The sequence below is a fragment of the Streptomyces sp. NPDC001678 genome, from assembly GCF_042892945.1.
Taxonomy (GTDB): domain Bacteria; phylum Actinomycetota; class Actinomycetes; order Streptomycetales; family Streptomycetaceae; genus Streptomyces.
On record NZ_JBIAUP010000021.1, the window covers coordinates 53,973 to 77,642 of the forward strand.

The 23,670-nt window shown below is 72.3% G+C and carries 21 protein-coding genes and 2 pseudogenes; 10 read left to right on the plus strand and 13 right to left on the minus strand.

Going from position 1 to position 23,670, the window contains the following annotated elements:
• Window positions 1-56: 56 nt before the first annotated feature.
• From adhE to ACFYZR_RS30430, 4 genes are all read right to left on the minus strand, one after another.
• A complete protein-coding gene (adhE, locus tag ACFYZR_RS30415) occupies window positions 57-2,717 on the minus strand; it encodes a bifunctional acetaldehyde-CoA/alcohol dehydrogenase (RefSeq protein WP_391916174.1) in 2,661 nt (886 codons plus the stop codon).
• Between the two features lie 209 nt (window positions 2,718-2,926).
• Window positions 2,927-3,709 carry a pyruvate formate-lyase-activating protein gene (gene pflA, locus ACFYZR_RS30420; protein WP_391916177.1) on the minus strand — a complete coding sequence of 261 codons (783 nt, stop codon included), beginning with the start codon at window positions 3,707-3,709 and terminating at the stop codon, window positions 2,927-2,929.
• Window positions 3,706-5,967: a formate C-acetyltransferase gene (pflB, locus tag ACFYZR_RS30425; protein ID WP_391916179.1), complete on the minus strand. Its 2,262-nt coding sequence runs from the start codon at window positions 5,965-5,967 to the stop codon at window positions 3,706-3,708. The genes pflA and pflB overlap by 4 nt, the downstream gene beginning before the upstream one ends.
• Window positions 5,968-6,174: 207 nt before the next feature.
• On the minus strand, window positions 6,175-6,777 hold the full coding sequence (locus ACFYZR_RS30430; RefSeq protein WP_391916181.1) for a hypothetical protein: 603 nt from the start codon (window positions 6,775-6,777) through the stop codon (window positions 6,175-6,177).
• 251 nt (window positions 6,778-7,028) lie between these two features.
• Between ACFYZR_RS30430 and ACFYZR_RS30435 the strand changes: the two genes are divergently transcribed.
• From ACFYZR_RS30435 to ACFYZR_RS30475, 9 genes are all read left to right on the plus strand, one after another.
• Window positions 7,029-7,799 (plus strand): DUF6544 family protein, encoded by a 771-nt coding sequence (locus ACFYZR_RS30435; RefSeq protein ID WP_391916183.1) that lies wholly within the window; start codon window positions 7,029-7,031, stop codon window positions 7,797-7,799.
• Between the two features lie 165 nt (window positions 7,800-7,964).
• A complete protein-coding gene (locus ACFYZR_RS30440) occupies window positions 7,965-8,546 on the plus strand; it encodes a CBS domain-containing protein (RefSeq protein WP_391916186.1) in 582 nt (193 codons plus the stop codon).
• 59 nt (window positions 8,547-8,605) lie between these two features.
• Complete coding sequence (locus ACFYZR_RS30445) at window positions 8,606-9,406, plus strand: HAD family hydrolase (protein ID WP_391916188.1); 801 nt, start codon at window positions 8,606-8,608, stop codon at window positions 9,404-9,406.
• Window positions 9,407-9,565: 159 nt separating this feature from the next.
• Complete coding sequence (locus tag ACFYZR_RS30450; protein WP_391916191.1) at window positions 9,566-10,489, plus strand: universal stress protein; 924 nt, start codon at window positions 9,566-9,568, stop codon at window positions 10,487-10,489.
• 52 nt (window positions 10,490-10,541) lie between these two features.
• On the plus strand, window positions 10,542-11,426 hold the full coding sequence (locus tag ACFYZR_RS30455; RefSeq protein ID WP_391916194.1) for a universal stress protein: 885 nt from the start codon (window positions 10,542-10,544) through the stop codon (window positions 11,424-11,426).
• A gap of 291 nt (window positions 11,427-11,717) precedes the next feature.
• Window positions 11,718-12,392 (plus strand): CBS domain-containing protein, encoded by a 675-nt coding sequence (locus ACFYZR_RS30460; protein WP_391916312.1) that lies wholly within the window; start codon window positions 11,718-11,720, stop codon window positions 12,390-12,392.
• A gap of 46 nt (window positions 12,393-12,438) precedes the next feature.
• Window positions 12,439-13,128, plus strand: a complete 690-nt coding sequence (locus tag ACFYZR_RS30465) for a CBS domain-containing protein (RefSeq protein ID WP_391916197.1) — start codon at window positions 12,439-12,441, stop codon at window positions 13,126-13,128.
• A 150-nt stretch (window positions 13,129-13,278) separates the two neighbouring features.
• Entirely contained in the window at window positions 13,279-14,241 is a 963-nt protein-coding gene (locus ACFYZR_RS30470) for an Acg family FMN-binding oxidoreductase (RefSeq protein WP_391916314.1), read from the plus strand.
• A 139-nt stretch (window positions 14,242-14,380) separates the two neighbouring features.
• On the plus strand, window positions 14,381-15,256 hold the full coding sequence (locus ACFYZR_RS30475; protein ID WP_391916199.1) for a universal stress protein: 876 nt from the start codon (window positions 14,381-14,383) through the stop codon (window positions 15,254-15,256).
• A 157-nt stretch (window positions 15,257-15,413) separates the two neighbouring features.
• On the opposite strand, the gene ACFYZR_RS30480 is transcribed toward ACFYZR_RS30475, so the two are convergent.
• The 4 genes and pseudogenes from ACFYZR_RS30480 to ACFYZR_RS30495 all read right to left on the minus strand — a co-directional run.
• Window positions 15,414-16,037, minus strand: coding sequence for a pyridoxamine 5'-phosphate oxidase family protein (locus ACFYZR_RS30480; protein WP_391916201.1), 624 nt, complete (start codon window positions 16,035-16,037; stop codon window positions 15,414-15,416).
• 227 nt (window positions 16,038-16,264) lie between these two features.
• Window positions 16,265-16,915 (minus strand): CBS domain-containing protein, encoded by a 651-nt coding sequence (locus tag ACFYZR_RS30485; protein WP_391916204.1) that lies wholly within the window; start codon window positions 16,913-16,915, stop codon window positions 16,265-16,267.
• A 32-nt stretch (window positions 16,916-16,947) separates the two neighbouring features.
• On the minus strand, window positions 16,948-17,622 hold the full coding sequence (locus ACFYZR_RS30490) for a CBS domain-containing protein (protein WP_391916316.1): 675 nt from the start codon (window positions 17,620-17,622) through the stop codon (window positions 16,948-16,950).
• Window positions 17,623-17,899: 277 nt separating this feature from the next.
• Window positions 17,900-18,208 (minus strand): annotated as a pseudogene (locus ACFYZR_RS30495) (universal stress protein); the annotation flags it as partial.
• Between ACFYZR_RS30495 and ACFYZR_RS30500 the strand changes: the two are divergent.
• A pseudogene (locus ACFYZR_RS30500) lies at window positions 18,174-18,903 on the plus strand (maleylpyruvate isomerase family mycothiol-dependent enzyme). The pseudogenes ACFYZR_RS30495 and ACFYZR_RS30500 overlap by 35 nt on opposite strands.
• Window positions 18,904-19,024: 121 nt before the next feature.
• On the opposite strand, the gene ACFYZR_RS30505 reads toward ACFYZR_RS30500, so the two are convergent.
• The 5 genes from ACFYZR_RS30505 to ACFYZR_RS30525 form a co-directional block, all read right to left on the minus strand.
• Window positions 19,025-19,309 carry an SHOCT domain-containing protein gene (locus tag ACFYZR_RS30505; RefSeq protein ID WP_391916207.1) on the minus strand — a complete coding sequence of 95 codons (285 nt, stop codon included), beginning with the start codon at window positions 19,307-19,309 and terminating at the stop codon, window positions 19,025-19,027.
• A gap of 92 nt (window positions 19,310-19,401) precedes the next feature.
• Window positions 19,402-20,439 (minus strand): hydrogenase expression/formation protein HypE, encoded by a 1,038-nt coding sequence (gene hypE, locus ACFYZR_RS30510; RefSeq protein ID WP_391916209.1) that lies wholly within the window; start codon window positions 20,437-20,439, stop codon window positions 19,402-19,404.
• Window positions 20,436-21,554: a hydrogenase formation protein HypD gene (gene hypD, locus ACFYZR_RS30515; protein WP_391916211.1), complete on the minus strand. Its 1,119-nt coding sequence runs from the start codon at window positions 21,552-21,554 to the stop codon at window positions 20,436-20,438. The genes hypE and hypD overlap by 4 nt, the downstream gene beginning before the upstream one ends.
• A gap of 10 nt (window positions 21,555-21,564) precedes the next feature.
• Entirely contained in the window at window positions 21,565-22,887 is a 1,323-nt protein-coding gene (locus ACFYZR_RS30520) for a Ni/Fe hydrogenase subunit alpha (RefSeq protein WP_391916214.1), read from the minus strand.
• A complete protein-coding gene (locus tag ACFYZR_RS30525; RefSeq protein ID WP_391916217.1) occupies window positions 22,884-23,669 on the minus strand; it encodes an oxidoreductase in 786 nt (261 codons plus the stop codon). The genes ACFYZR_RS30520 and ACFYZR_RS30525 overlap by 4 nt, the downstream gene beginning before the upstream one ends.
• Window position 23,670: the final 1 nt, after the last annotated feature.

Genomic DNA, 23,670 nt, shown 5'->3' on the forward strand with positions numbered 1-23,670 from the left:
GTTGCCCCCACCACCTCCCGGTGATGGGGGCAACGCCCGTGCCGCGCCCGTGGGCGTCAGCGATCCGCCGCCGGAGTCGTGGCACGCGTGTAGTAGGCGGTGCGCATGATGTCCTGCATGTCGTCGAGCATCGGCATCCGGGGGTTGGCGGGCGCGCACTGGTCCTCGTAGGCATTGAGCGCCTGCCGGGGAAGCGCGTCGAGGAAGGCGCCCTCGTCGATGCCCAGTGCCTGGAACGACGGCTCGATGCCCACCGCCTCGCGCAGGCGTTCCACGGCGGCGGCGTACGAGGCGACACCCTCCTCCGGGGTGCCGGCCGGCAGGCCGAGGGTCCGGGCGATCTCCTGGAAGCGCTCGGGGGCCCGGTAGCTCTCGTACTTCGGCCAGCCGGTGAGCTTGGTGGGAACGCTCCCGTTGTAACGGATGACGTGCGGCAGCAGGATCGCGTTCGTCCGGCCGTGGGCGATGTGGAAGGTCGCGCCCAGGGTGTGGGACATGGCGTGGACGATGCCCAGGAAGGCGTTGCCGAAGGCCATGCCGGCGATCGTGCTCGCGTTGTGCACCTTCTCCCGGGCCACGGGTCGCGCCGCGCGGTCCGTGACGGCCGCCTCCAGGTTCTCGAAGACCAGCTTGATCGCGTGCAGGGCCAGGCCGTCGGTGAAGTCGTTGGCGTACACCGATACGTACGCCTCCGTGGCGTGGGTGAGCGCGTCGAAGCCGCTGTCCGCCGCCAGGGCCGGGGGCAGGTCCTTGGTCAGCAACGGATCGACGATGGCCACGCTGGGGGTCAGCGCGTAATCGGCCAGCGGGTACTTGCGGCCCGTGGCGGGGTCGGAGATCACGGCGAAGGGGGTGACCTCCGCTCCGGTGCCCGAGGTGGTCGGGACGCACACCAGGCGGGCCCGCTTGCCGAGTTCGGGGAAGCGGAAGGCCCGCTTGCGGATGTCGGAGAACTTCTGCCGCATGTCGGAGAAGTCGACGTCGGGCTGCTCGTACAGCAGCCACATCACCTTGGCGGCGTCCATCGGCGAGCCGCCGCCCAGCGCGATGATGGTGTCGGGCCGGAACTCCCGCATCAGGCGGGCGCCGTGGCGCACCGAGTCGATGCTCGGCTCCGGCTCGACGCTGTCGATGATCTGGATCGTCACCGGTTCCGCGCGGTGCAGCAGTACGCGGGTGATCCGGTCGACGTAGCCGAGGCGGGTCATCGTCGCGTCGGTGACCACGGTGACGCGGTGGACGCCTGCCATCGAGGCCAGGTAGCGGATGGCCTGGGGCTCGAAGTAGATCTTCGGGGGGACCTTGAACCATTGGAGGTTGTTGCGGCGCGAGCTGACGCGCTTGATGTTGAGCAGGTTGACGGCCGAGACGTTGTCGGAGACCGAGGTGTGGCCCCAGGAGCCGCAGCCGAGCGTCAGCGAGGGCATCAGGTGGTTGTAGATGCCGCCGATGGCCCCTTGCGACGAAGGTGCGTTGACGATGACGCGCACGGTCTGCACGCGGTGCCCGAACTCCTCGGCGACGGCCCGGTCCCCGGTGTGGACGACCGCGCTGTGGCCCTGGCCGTGGAAGGCGACCATGGCGGCCGCGAGGTCGAAGCCCTCGTCCTGTGTCGCCGCCCGCAGGACGGCCAGGACGGGGCAGAGCTTCTCCCGGGTCAGCGGCTCGCCGGGCCCCACCCGCTCGGCCTCGACGAGGATGACCGAGGTCTCCGCCGGCACCGTGAACCCCGCCTGTTCCGCGATCCACGCGGCACTGCGGCCCACGACCGCGGGGTTGACCCGGGGCTCGCCGTGGCCGGCCGGGTCGGCCGGGAAGAGGAACTCCTCCAGCAGGCGCTTCTCCTCGGCGGTGGCCAGGTGCGCGTGGAGGCGGCGGAACTCCCGGATCGCCTGCTCGTAGATCTCGGTGTCCAGGACGACCGCCTGCTCCGAGGCGCAGATCATGCCGTTGTCGAACGACTTCGACAGGACCAGGTCGTTGACCGCCCGCCGGAGGTCGGCGCTGCGGTGCACATAGGCGGGTACGTTGCCGGCGCCGACCCCGATGGCAGGCTTGCCCGCCGAATAAGCGGCCTTGACCATGCTGTTGCCTCCGGTGGCCAGGATCAGGGCCACTCCCTCGTGGTTCATGAGCAGACGGGTGGCCTCCAGCGAGGGCGCCTCGATCCACTGGACGCAGTGTTCCGGGGCGCCCGCCGCGACGGCCGCGTCGCGGACGACGCGCGCCGCCTCCGCGCTGGAGCGCTGGGCGGACGGGTGGAAGGCGAAGACCACCGGGTTACGGGTCTTGAGCGCCAGCAGCGCCTTGAAGACGGTGGTGGACGTGGGGTTGGTGACCGGGGTGATCGCGCAGACGACCCCCACCGGCTCGGCGATCTCGACCATGCCGTCGGTGTCGTCCCGCGCGATCACGCCGACCGTCCGCATCCGGGACATGCTGTCCGTGACGTGCTCGCAGGCGAACATGTTCTTCGCCGCCTTGTCCTCGAAGACACCCCGGCCGGTCTCCTCCACGGCCAGCCGCGCCAGGTGGGTGTGCCGGTCCAGGGCGGCCACCGACGCCTTGGCCACGATGTGGTCGACCTGTTCCTGGGTCAGGAAGGCGTAGCCGTCGAGTGCCTTCAGCCCGTTCCTGACCAGCCGGTCGACCGCCACGGCGGTGTCGGAGGGCGCGTCGGTGGCGGCGGTTCGGGGTCCGGCGTCGTGTCGGTTCATCAGGGGGACTCCGTCATCGAAAAGGTGCGGCCGGGGATGCCGGCGGCCTTACCGGGGGCACCGAGCGGGGTGCCGCCCGCACTTCACAGCCTTGCCCACCGACCCCGCCGGACCGGTGGTCCGAAGGTCCCGGGAGAAAGCCCGATGGTCCGCGGTCCCGCCCGGCCGGCGGACCGATCGGCGGACCGGCCGGCGGACCGACCGGCCCGTCAGTCCGCGCGCAGCCCGTGCGCCCGGAACCGCTCCTTCACGCGCTCCACCGTCCGGGCGTCCGGGGCCGGGGTGTCCCGCAGCGGGAAGGGAATGCCCAGGGCCTCGTACTTGACGGTGCCCAGCTTGTGGAACGGCAGGACGTCCACGCGCTCCACGCACGCCAGTCCCGCGACGAAGGCCGCCGGCCCCGCGACGTCGTCCTCCCCGTCGGTCCAGCCCGGTACGAGGACGTAGCGCACCCACACCGGCACGCCCAGCGCGTCGAGCCGGCGGGCGAAGCGCAGGGTCGGGGCGAGCTCGCCGCCGGTCAGCGCCCGGTAGCGGTACGGGTCGAAGGACTTGATGTCCAGCAGCACCAGATCGGTGGCGCCCAGCAGCGCGTCCCCGGCGCGGGAGCCCAGGTTTCCCGAGGTGTCCAGCGCCGTGTGCAGGCCGAGTTCCCCGCACCGGCGCAGGACCTCGCCGGTGAAGGCCGGCTGGAGCAGGGGTTCGCCGCCGCTGAGCGTCACGCCGCCACCGGCGGCGGCCAGGAAGCCGGCGAACGTGCTGATCCGGGCCATGACCTCGTCCACCGTGACGGCCCGGCCGTCGCGCATGTGCCAGGTGTCGGGGTTCTGGCAGTACAGGCAGCGCAGCGGACAGCCGCTGGTGAACAGCGTGAACCTGGTCCCGGGGCCGTCGACACCCGTGGACAGGTCCCAGGAGTGGATCCGGCCCGTGATACGTCCCGTACGGCTCCCCGCCCGAGCGGGGAGCCCGTCCCGCGCACCGGTGCTCACACCGCTCCGTGGAAGGTACGGCTGATGACGTCACGCTGCTGTTCCTTCGTCAGCCGGACGAAGTTGACGGCGTAGCCGGAGACACGGATCGTCAGGTCCGGGTACTTCCCGGGGTGAGCCATGGCGTCCTCCAGGACGGCCCGGTCGAGGACGTTGACGTTCATGTGGAAGCCCCCCGAGGTCATGTACGCGTCCAGCAGCCCGACGAGGTGGGTGACCCGGTCCGTACGGCCGCGCCCCAGCCCGTCGGGGGTGACGGTGGACGTCAGCGAGATCCCGTCGAGCGCCTGGTCGTAGGGCAGCCTGGCGACCGAGAGGGCGGACGCGGCCATGCCGTGCCGGTCACGGCCGTTCATGGGGTTGGCGCCGGGGGCGAAGGGCGCGCCCGCGCGGCGTCCGTCGGGCGTGTTGCCGGTGTGTTTGCCGTACACCACGTTGGAGGTGATGGTCAGCACCGACTGGGTGTGCTCCGCACCGCGGTGGGTGGGGTGCTTGCGGAGCTTCGCCATGAACGAGGTGACCAGGCCGGCGGCGAGCGAGTCCGCCCGTTCGTCGTTGTTGCCGTAGGCCGGGTACTCCCCCTCCACCTCGTAGTCGACTGCCAGGCCCGTGGCGTCGCGGATCACTTTCACCCGGGCGTGCTTGACGGCCGAGAGGCTGTCGGCCGCCACCGACAGGCCGGCGACGCCGCAGGCCATCGTGCGTCGCACGGGATAGTCGTGCAGGGCCATCTCCAGCCGCTCGTAGGCGTACTTGTCGTGCATGTAGTGGATGACGTTGAGCGCGTTGACGTACGTGGCGGCCAGCCACTCGAGCGTCCGGTCGTAGGCGGCGCGCAGCTCCTCGTAGTCCAGGTACTCGCCCGTCAGCGGCGTCGTGGCGGGGGCGATCTGCTCGCCGGTCATCTCGTCCCGGCCTCCGTTGATCGCGTACAGCAGCGCCTTGGCGAGGTTGACGCGGGCGCCGAAGAACTGCATCTGCCGGCCCACCGCCATGGCCGATACACAGCAGGCGATGGCGGTGTCGTCGCCCGTGCGGGGCCGCGTGAGGTCGTCGGACTCGTACTGGATGGAGCTGGTGTCGAGGGAGACCTCGGCGCAGTACCGCTTGAACCCCTCGGGCAGCCTCGGCGACCACAGCACGGTGAGGTTCGGCTCCGGAGCCGGGCCGAGGTTGTAGAGGGTGCGCAGGAAACGGAAGGACGTACGGGTGACCAGCGGCCGGCCGTCGGAGGACATGCCGCCGAGGGACTCCGTCACCCACGTGGGATCGCCGGAGAACAGCTCGTCGTACTCCGGGGTGCGCAGGAAGCGCACGATCCGCAGCTTGATGACGAAGTCGTCGATCAGCTCCTGGGCGCGCGTCTCGTCGATCCGGCCCTCGGCCAGGTCACGCTCGAAGTAGACGTCGAGGAAGGTCGACGTCCGGCCCAGGGACATGGCGGCGCCGTTCTGCTCCTTGACCGCCGCCAGGTAGCCCAGGTAGAGCCACTGCACGGCCTCGTGGGCGGTGGCGGCGGGCCGGGAGACGTCACAGCCGTAGCCGGCCGCCATGCGCGTGAGCTCCTCCAGTGCCCGCACCTGCTCGGCCAGTTCCTCGCGGTCGCGGATCACGGTGTCGTCCGAGGGGACCCCGTCCAGCCGGGCGCGTTCGGCCCGCTTGGCCTCGATCAGCCGGTCCACGCCGTACAGCGCCACCCGCCGGTAGTCCCCGATGATCCGGCCGCGGCCGTACGCGTCGGGCAGCCCGGTGATGATCCCGGCCTTGCGGGCGCGGCGCATCTCGGGCGTGTAGGCGTCGAAGACCCCGTCGTTGTGGGTCTTGCGGTACGTGCCGAAGACCTCGGAGACGAACGGGTCGGGCTTGTAACCGTAGGCGCGCAGGCTGTTCTCCACCATGCGCAGACCGCCGTTGGGCATGATCGCGCGCCGGAGCGGGGCGTCGGTCTGGAGACCCACGATCAGCTCCCGGTCGCGGTCGATGTATCCGGGCCGGTGCGAGGTGATCGTCGAGGGCGTGGTGGCGTCGACGTCCAGGACGCCCTTGCGCCGCTCCTCCGGCAGCAGTGCCGTGATCCTGCCCCATACGGCGCGCGTCCGGTCGGTCGGGCCCGCGAGGAAGGCGGCGTCGCCCTCGTACGGGGTGACGTTGGCGAGGATGAAGTCGCGCACGTCGACCCGCTCGCGCCAGTCCTGTCCGGCGAAGCCCCGCCACGGGCGGGCGGTCGCCTCCGTGTCCGTCCCGGTCACCACGGTCATCACTGCCTCCGTTCGTTCGCGACACCACTCGCCGTCGGTCCGGTGGGGGCGTCCTGACCCGATGCTCGCCGCGACCGCCCCGGCCGGGCCAGGGACGGGGGGCGCGGGCCGCGCCGCCGTCCGGCCCCGATCCGCCCGCGCCCCCGGGGCCCGCGGTCCCGGACGGCGCGGGACCTTCGGCCCCTCCGGGGGCGTCAACCGGGGGCGTCAGGTGGGCAGCCTCTTCGACCACTGGGGTTCCACGACCTCCCACTCCGCCGCCCAGTGCGCGTACCGCCTGCGGTCGAACACGGTGGTGACGCCCGTCCGGGCCCCCAGGAAGCCCAGGATCAGCGTCACGGCCGTCATGGCCCCGGTGAACCCGGCGGTCTCCAGGGCGTCCTGGCGCCGCATGGGAGCCCGGGTCGGTTCCCCCTCGGCGTCGACCCAGATCCCCACCGGCTCGCCCCGGGCCGTGCCCGTGGGAACGTCGGCGAAGCCCGTGCGGGGGGTACCCCGGTCGCCGGTCCAGTGGACCGGAGACCACCGGGTGCCGGACCCGGACCCGGCCTCGGACACGTCCCCGGCAGACCACGCCGTGACCCGGTGCCTGGCCGCGGACTCCTCCCGCACGGTCCGCATCTCCGCCTCGTACACGGTCCGGGCGGCCAGGCACGGCACACAGACCAGTGCGGGGACGAGGAGCAGCAGCAGGACCACCCGGACCCGGCTCTCGTGGCGGTCGCAGGGGCGCCGCGGCGGAAGGACCGCTCTCCGGCGGGCTATGGGGAGGAACGCCCTTCGCGGGCTCGGAGTGCGGTCCGTGGTCATGATCTGCCTCCCGGACGAAGAGCCGCTCCGGCTCGACTCGAATGCCCCCACCATCGGCTTCCCGCCGGGCGGCGGTCACGGGGCCGAACGTCCCGCGGTGCGGGACCGGCCGGCGGCGGGGCGCGCCGCGGCGGCGGCCTCGGGACCACCGTCCGTCCCGCCCGTGCCGTTCGGTCCTGGCGCGGGCCGCCGTTCCCGCGCAGTGTCGGAGCCATCGGCTCCGTCCGGGGGCCCGGCGGCCGGAGGCGGCGGTGACAGGACTCCGACGAAACGATCACGACGGCGCGGCGCGGCGCGAGTGGGCGGACCTGACCGCTCCCACCGCGTCCCCGGGCCGGTTCTCCCCGGAGCTGACGGCCGGGCTCCCCGCGCCCGTACGACGCTGGCTCGGGCGCGCCGTCGCCCCGGGGGCCGCCCTGCTGGAATCGGCCGAGCTGACCATGCACGGCCGGATCCGGGTGGGCGCCTGGCGGCGCTTCTCCGCCCGCCAGGTCATCGCACCGCCGCGCGGGTTCGTCTGGTCGGCCCGGACGCGCATGGCGGGGTTTCCCGTCACCGGGTACGACCGTTACGGCGGTGGGACGGGCGAGTCGCGCTGGCGGCTGCTGGGCGTGGTTCCCGTCGTGTCGGGCTCCGGCCCGGACGTGACCCGCAGCGCGGCCGGGCGGCTGGCGTGCGAGATCCCCCTGGTGCCCGCGGCGGCCCTGGGCCCCTCGGTCACATGGGAACCCGGTGACGAGCGGCACGCGGTGGCGCGCGTCCGCGTCGACGGGGAGGTGTTTCCCGTGACGTTCACGGTCTCCCTTTCGGGGGTGCTGGAATCGGTGTGCCTGGCTCGGTGGGGCGACCCGGACCATCACGGCTACCGCGCGCACGCCTTCGGAGCGGCGTTCGAGGGGGAGGTGCGCTGTGGCGCGTTCACCCTGCCCCGTACGGTCCGCGCCGGCTGGTGGTACGGCTCCGGCCGGTGGCGGGAAGGGGAGTTCATCCATTTCATCGTCGAAGCGGCCGTACACCGGTGAGCCGTGGTGGCCGCCCGGAGAGGGCCGATCGGCCCCCGTGAAGAGGGGCCCGCCCGCGGGACCGTCGGCCCCTGCGCCCGCCCGTCCCGTGGGGGAGGGTGGAGGACACGAAGGCCGCGACGCCGGCCGCGTACACCCGCTCACAGTGGAGTAAGGAGTGCCGCCGTGCAGCCCCGCACCGTAGGTGAGGTCATGACGCGCGAGGTCGCGTACGCGCGCCCCGGCACGTCGGTCCGGGACCTGGCGCGGCTGCTGGACCGGCGCCGGATCAGCGGCGTGCCCGTCGTCGACCGGGACGACAAGGTCGTCGGGGTCGTGTCCCGGAAGGACCTGTCCGCGCGGGTGGCGGAACGGGCGTCCGGGCTGATGTCCACGCCCGCCGTCACCGTGCACCCCGAAAAGCGCGTGCCCGACGCGGCACGCGTGATGGAACGTCACCGCGTCAACCGGCTCCCCGTGGTGGACGAGGAGGACCGGCTGATCGGCATCGTCACCCGCAGCGATCTGCTGCGCGTCTTCATGCGGACTGACGAGGAGATCCACGCGGAGATCACCGACGAACTGCTCCCGCGCCTGATCGGCCCGGCGGCCGGCGCCGTGGCCGTCTCCGTCGGTGACGGGGTGGTCACGCTCACGGGCCGGGTGCCGGACGGCGATGTCGTCCCGGCCCTGATCCGGGAGGCATGGCAGGTGGACGGCGTCGTGGGCGTGGTGAACCGCCTGAGCCACGGCGGCCGGGCGGCCTGACCGCCGCCCGCGCCTTCCGTCCTGTGTTGAAACCCTGACGTCCACTCAGGAGGCAGAAGATGCGCCCGCTCACCCATGTGCCCGAACAAGCCCACGACAGCCGCCCGGCACTGCCTTCGCACATCCATGCGGTCGTCTTCGACATCGACTCGGTCATCACCGACCTGTCCCACGCACAAGCGGTGACCTGGACCCAGGTCCTTGACGACTACCTGGAGGCGTACGAGCCGGGAGCGGGGCTGCGGGGGCCCGAGCCGGAGACGGAGCTGCCCCGGTTCCTGGACGGCACCCCTGTCGTGGGCGCGCTGACGTCGTTCCTCGAAGCACGGGGGCTGGAGACCGGCGACTTCGGCCAGGCCATGAGGACCGCGCACGCGCTCGCCGTCCGTCAGCAGACCCTGCTCCAGCGGTACCTGCACCACTACGGCGTCGGCATCAGGCGGGGCACGGCCGCACTGCTGTCGGACCTCCGTCGCCAGGGCATCGCCCGCGCCGCCGTCTCCGGCACGGCCAGGGCACGCGGCCTGCTCGCCGCGCGCGGACTGCTGCCGCTGCTCGACGTGGTCCTCGACGGGGACGACCGCGTACACCCGCACGCGCCGGCCCGGCCGGACCCGGCACGGCTGTACCGCGCGACCGGGCTGCTGGGCGTCGGCCTGGGGGAGACGGCCGTGGTGGACGCCACCCCGGACGGCGTGGAGGCCGCCGCCCGTGGCGAGTTCGGCCTGGTCGTCGGGCTCACGCGGGCCGGGGACCTGCACGGTATGACCGAGATGTTCCACCGCGGTGCCGACGTGGTGGTGCACGACCTCGGCGAGCTGGCAGCCGCGCCCCGCACGACGACGGCCGCGGTGGCTTGACGCCCGGGCCATCCTGCGTGCGGGGGGCGTTATGCCGTCGTTGACGGTCGTGGGCACCCGGGGGCTCGGCGGGTTCGCCGGTCCCGGCGCGCCCGGCCCCATCGGCCCCCGGACCAGGGACCTTCAGCCCCTCGGCCGTGTACCGCCGCACGCCGGACAGTGGGTACGCACACGCACACGCCCGTCACCCCGGAGGTGCCCATGCTCACCACCCTCACCGTCGGACTCGAAGGCACTGACCACAGCCTCGCCGCTGCCGACTGGGCGGCGGCCGAGGCGGCGCGCCGCGGGGCGGCGCTGCGCCTGGTGCACGCCTGGGCGCCGCGGCCTCTGGACGTCCCGGTCGCCGCCGACGCGGAGGTTCAGCGGAAGTGGGCCGAGGACGTGCTGAAGGAAGGGGAGCGGCGGGTGACCGCCGCCCATCCGGGGCTGGAGGTCGGCACCCGGCTGTTGTCCGACGATCCGGTGTCCGCTCTGGTGGCCGAGTCGGCCCGGGCCGGCTTGCTCGTCCTGGGCTCACGCGGTCACGGCACGCTCGTCGGCCACCTGATCGGCTCCGTCGCCCTGCGCGTCCTGCGGCAGGCCACCGGCCCGGTCGTCCTCGTGCGCAGGCCGCGCGAGGACGACGCCGAACGGCCGGCCGCCACGGGTGAGGTTGTCGTGGGTGTGCCGGACGCGGACGAGGCGGTCGTCGCGCCCGCACTGGACCTCGCCTTCGAGGCCGCGGCGGTGCGCGGGGCACGACTGCGGGTCGTACGGGCCTGGACGATTCCACCGGTGTTCGCGTGGAGCGCCGGCTCCTCCTACCTCGCCGCCGAGGCGGGGGGCTTGGAGGAGCTGCAGGAGCAGCGTCTGGCCGACGTCGTGCGCCCTTGGCGGGAGCGGTACCCGCGGGTGGAGGTCGTCGAGGACGTCGAGCTGGGCAGCGCCGCGGAGGTGCTGCTGGCCCGGAGCGGGTCCGCCTGCCTGCTGGTGGTCGGCAGGCACGCCGCGGGCGAGCACGGCGTCCGCCGCATCGGCTCGGTGACGCACGCGGCCCTGCACCACGCGCCCTGCCCGGTGGCCGTGGCAGCCCGCCCCTGACCGCGCCACCGATCGCCCCGGCCGACGCGTGCCGACCCGGAAGGAGACGGTGATGGCCCGCATGCGCGTCCCCCGGCAGGGCCGGGTGCTCGCCGGTTTCAACGGATCGGCATCCGCGCTGCCGGTGCTGGACCGGGCGGCGGACGAGGCCGTGCGTCGCGGAACCGATCTGGAGATCCTGTGCGGCTGGCCCTGGGACCGCCAACGGGTGACCGAGCCGGTGCTGACCCGGGAGAGCCGGACCCGCTACGAGACGGCCCGGCGGCGCATGGACCGGGCCGTGGCCCGAGCGCACGCCCGCGCCGGGGACTTGCGGGTGATCCCGACGCTGACCACGGAGGTCGCCGCCGAGGCATTGGTGCGCTCCGGGCGCACCTCCGCGTTGACCGTTCTGGGCACCCGTGGCCACGGCGGACCGCCGGCGATGCCGACGGGGTCGTTGACAGCGCGGGTGGCGGCCCGCAGCACGAACCCGGTGCTCGTCGTGCGCGGTGAGCCGGAGCCCGAACGAGGGTGCGTGCTGGTCGGTTTCGCGTCGGACGCCGACCTCGACGCGCTGCGTTTCGGATTCCAGGAGGCGGCTCGCCGTGGAGCGAGACTGCGTGTGCTCCACGCCTGGAGCCATCCCTCACCCCCGGGCGCACGGCCTCCCGCGCGACAGCGCCGGGACGACCTGTGCCTGCTGGCGAAGGCCGCGGAAGCCGTCCCGGAATGCGCCGTCACCATGCTCCGGGCCGATCACCCGGAGATCGCCGTGGACACGGTGGCGGTCCGTCTGGGGGCAGGCCGGGCGCTTGTCGAGGAGAGCCGGTCGGCGGCCGTGGTGGTGATCGCCGCACACCGTGCCGGAAGGCGGTTCGGCCCATGGCTGGGAACGGTCGCACACGCCCTGCTGAACCACGCGCACTGCCCGTTCGTGCTCGTACCCGCCCTCTGACACGGACGCACCAGGCCCCGCTCAGCGGTCGTCCGGGGCTGCCGCCCCAGGGCGTCCTCGAGCGGGAACCCGCGATCGATCACGATGACGGCGGTGCCCGTCCCGTACCGGGTGACGGACCGTCGCCCGGAGACAGCCGGAACGTTCCTTCCATGGTCGCTCCGCCGTCCGGGCACGGCAGCGGCCGAGTGTCCCTGCTTCTCTGGGCCGACCGGCTCATTCCCGGCCGGCCCGGGCCTGGCAGGCTGGAATCGCGAGGCCCAGGACTTCGGGTGAAGGAGCGGGAAGATGCTGCAGCACCGAACGGTCGACGAGCTCATGACCCGGACCGTGATCAAGGTGCGCCCGGACACCCCGTTCAAGGAGATCGTCAGGGAGCTCGCGGAGAACGACGTCACGGCCGTACCGGTCGTGGACGGCGACGGACGCGTGATCGGCGTGGTGTCCGAGGCGGATCTGATGCGCAAATCGGCCGACCAGCCCGATCCCTTCGGACGCGTCCCCGTACCGAACCTCGAGGAGTGGGAACGCGCCAAGGCCGAGGGCGCCCGGGCGGAGGAGCTGATGTCCGCGCCCGCCGTCTGCGCCAGGCCCGAGTGGAACGTCGTCGAGACGGCCCGTCTCATGACGGTCCAGGGCGTGAAGCGACTGCCGGTGGTGGACGAGACCGACAAGCTCCTGGGCATCGTCAGCCGCGCCGACGTCTTGCGCGTCTTCCTCCGCGACGACGCCGCCATCCGCGCCGAGATCCACCACGACCTGCTGGAGCGGACCCTGGGCCTGGCCCCGTCGGCCGTGACCGCCGAGGTTTCCGAAGGACAGGTCACGCTCACCGGCCGGGTGGAGGCCAGGAGCCTGATCCCGGTTGTCGAGCGGCTCTGCCGCTCCGTCGACGGCGTGGTCTCGGTCCACCAGCGCATCACGTACGGGGGAGACGACACGGACGGTGGTTTCCCCACGCAATGACCCATCGGCCATGATCCGTCGGCCGGCATCGAGGAGGAGCCCGGAGATGAAGGACACGCGACGCGGCGTCAGCGACGTCATGACCCAGACGGTCGTGGCTGTCAGCCGCAGTGCTCCGTACAAGGAGATCGTGAAGACCCTCGCGGAGTGGGGGGTCAGCGCCGTGCCCGTCCTGGCGGGCGACGGCCGGGTCATCGGGGTCGTCTCGGAGGCGGACCTGCTGCCGAAGGAGGAGTTCAAGGGCCGGGACCCGTCGCGGTTCGAGCAGCTCCGCCACCTCGAGGACCGGGCGAAGGCCGGAGCGGGTACGGCCGGGGAGCTCATGAGCACACCGCCGATCACCGTGCACGGACACGCGACCCTCGCGGAGGCCGCGCGTGTGATGGCGCGCCAAGGAGTGAAACGCCTGCCGGTCGTGGATCCGGAAGGGAAGCTCGCCGGCATCGTGAGCCGCAGCGATCTGCTCAAGGTGTATCTCCGTGACGACGAGGACATCGCGCGGGAGGTCCGGGAGGAGGTGATCGTGCGGCTCTTCCCGAACCGGCGGCCGACCGTGGAAGTCCATGTGGCCGAGGGGGTCGTCACCCTTTCCGGCCGGCTGGCCGACGGGGAGCTGGTACCGCTGGTGACACGGCTCGTACGGGCGGTGGAGGGCGTCGTCAACGTCGACCTCCGGATCACCGCCCCCGGAACGTCCGGGCCCCCGGAACCACCGGTCGTCGGCCCGCTGTTCTGAAGAGTTTTCCGAAGTGGTTGTCGAGCGGGCAGCCCCTGTGCCACATCCGAGCCGAAGAGGGAAGATGGGAGTGAGCCGGTGTCGCCGCCGGCCCCTGCCGGAAGGGAGTGCCCGGTGTCAGCATCATCCGCCCTGGACGATGCCCACGTGATGGGGCTCGTAGGCGAGGCAGTGGCCGCCCCCTCGATGCACAACGCACAACCGTGGCGTTTCCGGTACTCGCGGGCAAGCGGGACGTTCCACTTGTATGCCGACCTTGAGCGGAGCATGCCGCACTCCGACCCGGACGGCCGGGCCCTGCGTCTCGGGTGCGGAGCCGCCTTGTTCAACCTTCGCGTGGCCCTCGCGAAGGCCGGTTTCCACGCGGACGTCGTGCTGCTGCCCGACTCCGACGACACCACCTTGCTGGCCCAGGTGCGCACGGCACCCTCCGACACCACTGAGGACACCGGGCTGACGCTGCTGGAGCCCGCGATCCGCCGTCGGCACACCAGCCGGTACCCATTCGCCGACAAGGCGATACCCGAGAACGTGCGCACTGCTCTGGTCGACGCGGCTCAACGGGAGGGGGCCGCTCTGTCCTTCCCCGAGTCCTGGCAAACACGCTGGGTGGCGGAACTGGCCGAGGAAGCCGAGGCCCGCAATCTCACCGACCGCGGCAGCGAGCAGGACCTCGCCCGGTGGACACGGATCGGCTCCGACGAAGCGGATACGGCGACCGACGGCGTTCCCGAGTACGCCTTCGGGCCGCGCAAGCACGGCGGCAGGGCCCCGATGAGGGACTTCTCGGGCGGTCGATCGGTCGCCGATCGTGGCACGACCCCCTTCGAGGACACCCCGCACCTCGCCGTCCTGAGCACGGACGGTGATCAGCCGGTGCACTGGCTGCGCGCCGGCCAGGCCATGCAGCGCGTTCTGCTCCTGGCCACCCTCAACGACCTGGCCACCTCGTTCTCCACCCAGGCCCTGGAGTGGCCCGACCTGCGCTGGCCCCTGCGAGATCCCCGCACCGGCAGCGGGCAGGTACAGATGATCCTGCGCCTCGGTTACGGTCCGCAAGGACCCGCCACGCCACGTCGCCCGGTCTCCGAGGTCCTCGTCATGGAGGACTGACCGGCACGGAGAACCGACCGGCCCGGGGCCAGGAGCGGTGTGCGGCCCCGGTGGCCGTTCCGTCCGGCCGCGTTCAGGCTGGAGGGGACGAGTCACACGGTGGGCCCGCGGATACGTCGATCGCACGGAGGTGACCGTCATGGAGCCTGCACCCATCACTGTCGGGCTGGACGGGTCCCCGGAGAGCATGGAGGCTGCCCTCTGGGCGGCGGACGAGGCGGACCGGCGCGGGCTGGGGCTGCGTCTGCTGCACGCGTGGGTCCTGCTGGCCGGTGAACCGGCCACCGGCCTTCCGGCCGACCGGGACCAGAACTATTGGGCGAAGCGCATCGTGCGGGCGGCTGCGACGGCCGTTCGCGAGCGCCACCTCGACCTCTCCGTCACCGAGGACCTGGTGGCGGAAGATCCCGAGACCGCGCTGCTGAAAGCTGCTGAGAGTTCAACGATGGTCGTCCTGGGTTCGCGGGGTCTGGACCGCGTGGAGAGCTTCTTCCTGGGCGACATCGGTCTCCAAGTCGCGGGCAGGGCCGAACGGCCGGTGGTACTCGTACGGGCCGCAGCCGGGGCCCGACGTCCCGCCGGTGCCGACGAAGGCGGTGTGGCCGCCGGCGTCAGTCTGCACGGTCCGTGCGACAGCGTGCTGGAGTTCGCCTTCGAGACGGCTGCGGCCCGCGATATGCCGCTGCGCGTCGTGCATGGCTGCCCGTTGCCGGTGCAGGCGTACGCGCCCTGGGGCGTCGACCCCGACGTGGCGCAAGAGATCGGCAAGGAAGCCGAGGAGAAGCTGTCCCGTGCCGTACAGCCGTGGCGCGAGCGCAACCCGGGCGTCACGGTGACCAGCACCGTCCGGCTGGGCAGCGCTGCCCGCGCCGCCCTCGAAGCTGCCGCCGGAGCCGGCCTCTTGGTGATCGGCAGGCGTAGGCACCACCCGGCAGTGGCGCCACGCCTGGGGAATGTCGCTCAGGCGTGCGTGCACCATGCCCGGTGCCCGGTCGCCGTGGTGCCTCACGACTGAGGCATGGAGTGGATCGGCTCCGGCTTCCGGACCGCGGACCGCTTCCGCGTCCGGTCCTCTGAACGCGGCGGTCATCGGACCGGCGCCGCTGTCGGCCGCACTGACCACGGCGGGGCATCCGGCCGTCCACCGTTTCGAGCTCGCGACGTCACCGGGTTCACCCGGTGCGAATGGTCCGTCCGGTTACTTGGCCGGGCCGGACACGAATCCACAGGTCGCGCTTCCCGCCGGCCCAAGGCTCCGCTCCCGGGCGGGTGGCGAGGGACTCGATCGCGCCGGGATCTCTGATGTGTTCGGCCGTTCCGGTGACGAGGACGCTCCAGCCGCGGCTGAGGTGTTCGTCGATATGGTCGGCTTCGAACGCGAGCTGGCCCCCGTCGGCCACCGTCGCCGTGCCTCCCGTGTCGGTGCGGTAGACGATGGTGCGGCCGTCGACCAGGAAGTTCACGGGCAGCACGACGGGCTCGGGCCCGGCGGTCAGGCCGATCCTGCCGATGCCGTGGGTGCCGAGCCTGCGCCAGCAGTCGTCCTCGGAGAGCTGCGCGAGCTGAGGGCTGGCGGCCGCGGGTCGCTGGCCGGGGGCCGCTTCGCGCGGGCCTTTGGTGAGTTCGTCGTAGGGCATCTCCAGGGCGGCGGCGAGGCGCATGAGGGCGGCGGGGTCGAAGTCGCCGCTGAAGGTCTCCAGCTGGCTCAGATAGGGGACCGACATGCCGGCCCGGCGCGCCACTTGCTCCCGGGTCAGTCCCAGCTGCTCGCGGCGTACGGCACAGCGGGTCGCCACCGTGTCCTTGCGCTGATTCCCGGAGTCCGTTTCGGGGCTACCGGATCGTGGCCCGTCGTCATGCATCGTCCTTGCCTCCGGGTGGCCGTCTTGAGCGGCGTGCCGTCGCCGTCGGTTCGCTGCTCGTGAGCTGCCCTTGTCCCAGGGGATCAGAGCATGGGAGGTCGTGCCAGCGTTGCGCCGCCGATCGGGAACCCGGAAAGCGGCATACCGGCCCGGGGGGGCAGTCAGCTCTCCGGGCCGTCCAGCCGGAGGTCGACGTTGACGACGCCTTCCACGGCCCTGACCATTCGTGCCACGAGCGGGCTCATCGTCGCGTCGGGCAGCCGGCCCGAGAGGGTGACCACACCCTCGTCCACCTGGACCTCGACGGTGGGTCGCCGGTGGGGGAAGAGTCGGGCGACGACCTCGTCGCGGACCTCTCGGGCGATGTCCTCGTCGCTGCGCAGGTAGACCTTGAGCAGATCGCTGCGGCTGACGATGCCGACGAGCTTGCCCTCGCTGTCGACGACGGGCAGTCGTTTGACGTGTTTGAGCGCCATCGCCCGTGCGGCTTCGGCGAGGGTGGCGTCCGCGTGCACGGTGATCGCCGGGGTGCTCATCAGGTCCTCCGCCGTCCCCGCGGTGGCCTTCGCCAGGTCGCCGAGCTGCTCGGGTCTGGCGAGATCGGCCGGTTCGCGGCCCTTGTACTCCTCCTTCGGCAGGAGGTCGGCCTCGGAGACGACCCCGATGACGCGGCCTTCGCCCGCCAGGACGGGCATGGCGCTGACCTTCCACCGGGAGAGTGTCCTGGCGATCTCCTTGTACGGTGCGGTCCGGCTGACCGCCACGACGGTCCGCGTCATCACGTCGCTGACGGTGCGCCGCGTGCCATGCATCCCCGGCTCCTCGTCAAGGTGCCCGCGCCCGGTCATGGGGCGGGGAAGCCGCCGCCGGTGTCGTCCGTCGTGTACGCCAGGCGCTGGTGGACGGAGACGACGCCGTCGACCGACCGGCACAGGCGTTCGATGAGCGGGATCGTGCTTCGGGCCTCGACGGAGCCCGTGAGAGTGACCTGTCCTTCGGACACCTCGGCCCGCACCGCCGAGGGCGCCAGGCCCAGGGTCTGTTCCAGCAGGTCGCGCTCGATCTCGGCGCGGATGGCGGCGTCCTCACGGAGGAAGACCCGCAGGATGTCGGCCCGGCTGATGATCCCTACGAGCTTGTCGGTCTCGTCGACCACCGGCAGGCGCTTGACGTTCTGCGCCGTCATCAGCCGGGCGGTCTCCACGACGTTCCACTCCGGCCGGGCGCAGACCGCGGGAGCGGACATGATCTCCTCGGCCCGCGCGCCTTCCGCCTTGGCCCGCTCCCACGATTCCAGACTCGGCACGGGTACGCGGCCGAAGGGGTCGGGCTGGTCGGCCGACTTGCGCATCAGGTCGGCCTCGGAGACCACGCCGATCACCCGGCCGCCGGTGTCGACGACCGGCACGGCCGTGACGTCGTTCTCCGCGAGCTCCCTGACGATCTCCTTGAACGGCGTGTCCGGGCCCACCCGCACCACGTTGCGGGTCATGAGCTCGTCGACCGTGCGGTGCTGCAACATGATGTTCGGGTCCCTTCCGGAAGATCCCAGATATTCCGTTTATGTCAGCTGTGCGGTACGACCGCCACCGGACAGCCCGGCTCTGCTTCGCCCCGTCTCCGGCGGCGGCTTCCCGCTGCCGGGCGTGGACGACCCGCGGCCCGGTCCGCCTGGCCGCCGCGGCCCGGAAGGCGAAGTCCGGCAACGGTCCGTACGAACCGTCCCGCCCGATCCCCACCACGACCGGGCCGTCCCCTCCGCGCACGGGCGGCTCCGCCCCGGCGCGGACCAGTACCACCGGTACGGTCGCGTGGGCGATGACGGCGGGACTCACCGAGCCCAGCGGCCACCCCTCGAAGCCGCCGAGCCCACGCGACCCCAGCGTGAGCAGCTGCGACTCCCGGGTCACGTCGAGAAGCGCCTTCGCCGGCAGTCCGGAGATCTCGTCCACGCCGACCCGCAGGCCAGGATGCCCCGCGATACGGTCGTCCCAGGCATCCGTTCGCAGGCGTCGCGGTAGGCGTCGGCGGTGGTGGCGAAGCCGTCGGGAACCCAGGAGTGCCCGCTCCCTGTTCGCCCCGGAGCAGGCCGCGCTGATGGCCACGCTGCGCGGCCTCTCACCCGCCGACTGGGGCGAGGAGGCGGTGCCGGGCTGGACCGTCCGTGATCTCGCCGCGCACGTCCTGGGCGACTTCTACGGGCGCCTCGCCCGGGACCGCGACGGTCACCAGGACGGGCCCGCCTTCGCGCCGGGTGAGCCCGGCCGCGCTCACCGACACCCTTGACCTGGTCGGCGGGCAGGTCGCCCGGTTCTTCGAGGCCACCGCCCCCGGCACGCCGTCGCTGGGCGTTTCCTGGGCCGGGGTCGATCCGGCGCCGATGTGGCTGGACAGCGCCCGCGACTTCACCGAGTTCTGGACCCACCGCCAGCAGATCCGCCACGCCATCGGCCAGGACACCGATCCCGATCCGCGATTCCTGTCCGTGGTCCTGGACACGTTCATGCGGGCCCTGCCCCATACCCTGCGCGAGGTCGTCGCGTCGGCCGGTACACAGGTCCAGGTGCGGATCGACGGCCCGGCCGGCGGCACCTGGACGGTGACGGCCACCGGGCCCCGCTGGTCGCTCGCCGAGCCGGATGCCGCACGCCCCGCCGCGGTCGTCGGCCTGGACGCGGAGACCGCCTGGCGCCTGTGCGCCCGCGGCATTCAGCCGGACACCGCCCTGGCCCGCGCCCGTATCGACGGCGACCGCCAACTGGCCGAAGCGGCTTGCCGGATCGTGTCAATCGTCCATTGACACCAACCAGTTCGGCGACAGGTGCACGCGGTGACATCGGCCGCTCCACCACCTTGTCCGGTTTCTCCCCCTCGTGCTGGTCAGTCGGAGTCCGACCTGCTGAGCCTGCACGCGCCGCGGGTCACCGTCCAGCAGGGCCGGGCGGTGAGCCTCTGAGGGTGGCCAGGCGTCGCGCGTACTCCTCCTCGTCGATCTCGCCACGGGCGTACCGCTCGGCGAGGATCTGCTCGGCGTGGCCGGGTGCCGGGCCCTTCTGCCAGCCGGTGTACTGACCACCGTACGGCGGGCGGGCGAGCGCGCGGAAAAGCAGGATGGCCACGGTGATGATCAATGCCCAGAACAGGACCATGCTCACCGTCATCGCGAACAGACCCCAGCCGCCACCATGGTCGTACCAGAACATCATCGATTCACTTCCCCAGGTCATCCGGGGTTCGGGGCGTGTTCGCCCTGGTGTCCCACCTCCATGGTCCCTCGGTGCGGCGGATCAGCGGCGGGTCAGCAGATGCGGGGCAGTTGCTCGCCGAGCGGCATGTCCACCACGTGGCGGGCGCCCACGACTGTGCGCATGACGACACGGCCGGGGTGCCCGTCGGCGGGCAGGACCTCCCCGATGCGCACCGCGCCACTGCCCTCCGGTAGGGAGCGCAGCGCCGCCAGGGCCGCATCGGCGGCGTCCGGTGCGACGAAGGCGACCATGCAGCCTTCGTTGGCCACGTGGAGGGGGTCGAGCCCGAGGATGTCGCAGGCCGCGGCCACCGGTTCCGGCACCGGTACGGTGCCTTCGTCGATGTCGACGGCCACGGCCGAATCGCGTGCGACCTCGTTGAGCGCGGCGGCCAGCCCGCCCCGGGTGGGGTCGCGCAGGACGTGCAGCCGGTCGCCGAGCGGGGCGAGGGCCGCCACCAGGCGGTGGAGGGGACGGGTGTCGGAGGCGATGTCGGCCTCGAAGCCCAGACCCTCCCGGGTGCTCAGCACGGCCGTGCCGTGCAGGCCGATGGGGCCCGACAGCAGCACGGCGTCGCCCGGGCGGGCGTCGGCGGCGGAAGGGGAGAGGCCGGGGAGGCGCCTGCCGATGCCGGTCGTGGTGATGAACACCTGGTCGGCCGCGCCGCGGCCCACCACTTTGGTGTCTCCGGTGATCACGGGGACGCCCGCCTCCTGTGCCGCCTTGCCGAGGGAGCGCAGTACGGTTTCCAGCCGCTCCAGTTCGAGTCCTTCCTCGATGATCAGGGCCACTGACAGGGCGATGGGCTCGGCGCCGCGCATCGCCAGGTCGTTGACGGTGCCGTGGACGGCGAGGGAGCCGATGTCGCCGCCGGGGAAGAACAGCGGGCTGACGACGAAGCCGTCCGTGGTCATCACGAGTTCGCCGGGCCCGGGCAGGACCGAGGCGTCCTCCAGCGGGCCGTCCTGCCCGCCGAAGGCGGGAAGGACCGTGCGTTCCAGAAGTTCCGCGGTGAGTCGGCCGCCGGCGCCGTGACCGAGGAGGACGCGCTCGTTCTCCGGGTGGGGCACAGGACATTCTGCGATCACGAGGACGCCCCTTCCGCGGTGGCGATGGTGGCGACGCGCCCCGCCGCGTGGAACGCCGCGCAGGTGCCCTCGGCCGACACCATGGGCGCGCCGAGCGGGTGGCGGGGTGTGCAGCGGGTCCCGTAGGCGGTGCAGTCGGTGGGCAGCCGCGCGCCGGTGAGGATGCCGCCGGCGATGCACTCGGGGTGCTCCGCCGAGTGCAGGCCGTCGACGTCGTACCGCCGCGCGGCGTCGAACGCGGCGAACTCCGGGCGGAGTTCCAGGCCGCTTCGGGGGAGGTCACCGATGCCGCGCCAGGCACGGTCGGTGACCTGGAAGACGCGGGCGACGGCGGACTGCGCCTCGCCGTTGCCCTGGCGGCGTACGGCCCGGACGTACTGGTTCTCGATCTCGGCCCTGCCGTCCTCGAGCTGCCGTGTGGCCATCAGGATGCCTTCGAGCAGGTCGAGGGGTTCGAAGCCGGTGACGACGACGGGGACCCGGTAGCGGGCGACGATGGGTTCGTACTCGGTCCAGCCCATGACCGCGCACACGTGCCCGGCGGCCAGGAACGCCTGGACCTCGCACTCGGGCGAGTCCAGCAGCGCCGTCATGGCGGGCGGTACGAGGACGTGGCTGACCAGCATGCTGAAGTTGCGCAGCCCCAGGCGGGAGGCGTGCAGTACGGCCATGGCGTTGGCGGGCGCCGTGGTCTCGAAGCCGACGGCGAGGAAGACGACCTCCCGGCCGGGATGCTCCTGGGCGAGCTTGACGGCGTCCATAGGCGTGTAGACGACGCGTACGTCCGCTCCCCGTGCCCGCAGGGCGAGCAGGTCGGTGTGCGAACCGGGGACGCGGAGCATGTCGCCGAAGCTGGTGAGGACCACGCCCGGCCGGGCCGCGATGGCCATGGCCCGGTCGAGGGTCTCCAGCGGGGTGACACAGACCGGGCAGCCGGGGCCGTGGATCATGCGCATGCCCGCGGGCAGGAGTTCGTCGATGCCCTGGCGGACGAGGGTGTGGGTCTGACCGCCGCAGACCTCCATGATCTGCCAGGAGCGGGTGGCGGTGCGGTGGAGCTCGTCCAGCAGCCGGCGGGCGAGCGCCGGGTCGCGGTATTCGTCGAGATATTTCACACGGCTTTCCTCACGCTCGCTCGACGGTCAGATCGAGGAAATGGGCCGAGCAGGAGATACAGGGGTCGTGATTGCGGATGGCCCGTTCGCACAGCCGGGTCAGCTCGGCGTCGGTGGCGTCGCCGCGTCGCAGCCGGTCCTGGACGATGCGGCGCAGGTCCTCCTCGATGGCGCCCTGGTTCTGGGACGTGGGCGGGACGAGGCGGGCGTCGGTGACGAGTCCTTCGGCGTCGAGGGCGTAGCGGTGGTAGAGGGTGCCGCGCGGGGCCTCGGTGGCGCCGTGGCCGGTGCCGGCTCGCGGGGGCACGTCCACTGCGGGGCGCGGTGGCGGCTCGTAGGTGTCGATCAGTCGCAGGGCTTCCTCGACCGCGTACAGGACTTCGACGGCCCGGACGACGATGCTGCGGAAGGGATTGCGGCACACGCCGTCGAGACCGGCGGCGCGGGCGGCCTCCTGGACGGAGGGCGGGAGCAGGTGGCCGCTGATGGCGTACCGGGCGAGCGAGCCGGTCAGGTGCCGACGCCCGTCGAGCCGGGCCTGGAGCGCGGTGGAGTACGGCACCTGCTCCTCCACCACATGGGCCGTGAAGTCCCGTACCGGAAAGGCGCGCGGCTTCCGCCCGTCCCCGTACGGGAGGGCGGTGGGGGTGCCGCCGTCGATGGCGTACGTGCCGGGTTCGGCGAGCGCGAGCAGGTCGGCGTCGCATTCGGCGTCGGGGAAGTCGAAGCCCGCCACCCAGCGGACGGTTTCCTCGGCGTCGTCACGGGCCCGTCGCAGCCGCTCGGCCAGCGGGCGCAGTTCAGCACGGGTGGGAGTGCGGTGGAAGCCGCCGACGCGGACGTTGACGGGGTGGATGGAGCGGCCGCCGAGGAGCTCCAGGATGGCGTTTCCCGCCTGTTTGAGCCGCAGGCCCCGTTCGACGTCCGCTCGTCGGTCGCGGGCGAGGTGGATGGCGCTGTCGTAGCCGAGGAAGTCGGGGGCGTGGAGGAGATAAATGTGCAGGGTCTGACTTTCGATCCATTCACCGCAGTACAACAGGCGGCGTAGCGCGGCCAGCTGACCGTCGACAGTGACGCCGCAGACGTCCTCGATCGCGCGGCAAGCGCTCGTCTGGTAGGCGACCGGGCAGATCCCGCAGACCCGGGAGGTGATGTCGGGCGGTTCGGTGTGCCGGCGCCCGCGCAGGAATGCCTCGAAGAACCGGGGCGGTTCGTAGATCTTCAACTGGGCGGCGGCGACCGTGCCGTCGTCGATGCGCAGGTGCAGTGCCCCTTCGCCCTCGACGCGGGCGAGGGAGCCGACGTGCAGGACGCGCGAGCCGCGGTGCGTCATGGTTCCTCCCTCTCCGGCTCGATCGCCGCGAACTTCGCGACGTTGAAGGTGTGCAGGAAGCGGAGGATGTCCTCGTCGCTCATGCCGTCACCGCGCAGCAGCGGGATCATCGCGGGCATGTTGGTCGAACCGGAGGGTCCGAAGCAGCCGTAGCAGCCCCGCCCGTAGGCCGGGCACAGGGCCCCGCATCCCGCGTGCGTCACCGGTCCCAGGCAGGGGATGCCGTGTGCGACGGGGAGGCAGGTGGTGCCGCGCCGTTTGCAGGCGAAGCAGACGCTGTGGTTGGGGATGTCGGGGCGGCGGTCGGCGAGGAAGGCGGTGATGACTTCGATGAGCTGTCCGCGGTCGATGGGGCAGCCGCGCAGTTCGAAGTCGACGGGGACGTGGGCGGAGATGGGGGTGGAGGTGGCGAGGGTCTCGATGTAGTCGGGTTTCGCGTAGACGGTCGCGCGGAATTCGGCGACGTCGGCGAAGTTGCGCAGGGCCTGGACGCCACCCGCTGTGGCGCAGGCGCCGATGGTCACCAGGTGGCGGGATTCGGCGCGGATGCGGCGGACGCGTTCGAGGTGTTCGGGGGTGGAGACCGAGCCCTCGACGAGGGAGAGGTCGTACGGGCCCGGCCGGATGTCGCTCGACGCCTCGACGAAGTGGGCGATCTCGATCTCGGCGGCCAGCGGCAGCAGCTCGTCCTCGCAGTCCAGCAGCGTCAGCTGGCAGCCGTCGCAGGAGGCGAATTTGAACACGCCGAGCCGTGGGCGGGGGCGTTCGGGCGGCTCGGTCATC

Bases quoted from the DNA above. Each gene is read 5' to 3' on its own strand.
- adhE (WP_391916174.1), bottom strand. From the start codon at position 2,717: ATGAACCGACACGACGCCGGACCCCGAACCGCCGCCACCGACGCGCCC.
- pflB (WP_391916179.1), bottom strand. From the start codon at position 5,967: ATGACCGTGGTGACCGGGACGGACACGGAGGCGACCGCCCGCCCGTGG.
- ACFYZR_RS30430 (WP_391916181.1), bottom strand. From the start codon at position 6,777: ATGACCACGGACCGCACTCCGAGCCCGCGAAGGGCGTTCCTCCCCATA.
- ACFYZR_RS30445 (WP_391916188.1), top strand. From the start codon at position 8,606: ATGCGCCCGCTCACCCATGTGCCCGAACAAGCCCACGACAGCCGCCCG.
- ACFYZR_RS30455 (WP_391916194.1), top strand. From the start codon at position 10,542: ATGGCCCGCATGCGCGTCCCCCGGCAGGGCCGGGTGCTCGCCGGTTTC.
- ACFYZR_RS30465 (WP_391916197.1), top strand. From the start codon at position 12,439: ATGAAGGACACGCGACGCGGCGTCAGCGACGTCATGACCCAGACGGTC.
- ACFYZR_RS30470 (WP_391916314.1), top strand. From the start codon at position 13,279: ATGGGGCTCGTAGGCGAGGCAGTGGCCGCCCCCTCGATGCACAACGCA.
- ACFYZR_RS30475 (WP_391916199.1), top strand. From the start codon at position 14,381: ATGGAGCCTGCACCCATCACTGTCGGGCTGGACGGGTCCCCGGAGAGC.
- ACFYZR_RS30485 (WP_391916204.1), bottom strand. From the start codon at position 16,915: ATGCATGGCACGCGGCGCACCGTCAGCGACGTGATGACGCGGACCGTC.
- ACFYZR_RS30505 (WP_391916207.1), bottom strand. From the start codon at position 19,309: ATGATGTTCTGGTACGACCATGGTGGCGGCTGGGGTCTGTTCGCGATG.
- ACFYZR_RS30520 (WP_391916214.1), bottom strand. From the start codon at position 22,887: ATGACGCACCGCGGCTCGCGCGTCCTGCACGTCGGCTCCCTCGCCCGC.
- ACFYZR_RS30525 (WP_391916217.1), bottom strand. From the start codon at position 23,669: ATGACCGAGCCGCCCGAACGCCCCCGCCCACGGCTCGGCGTGTTCAAA.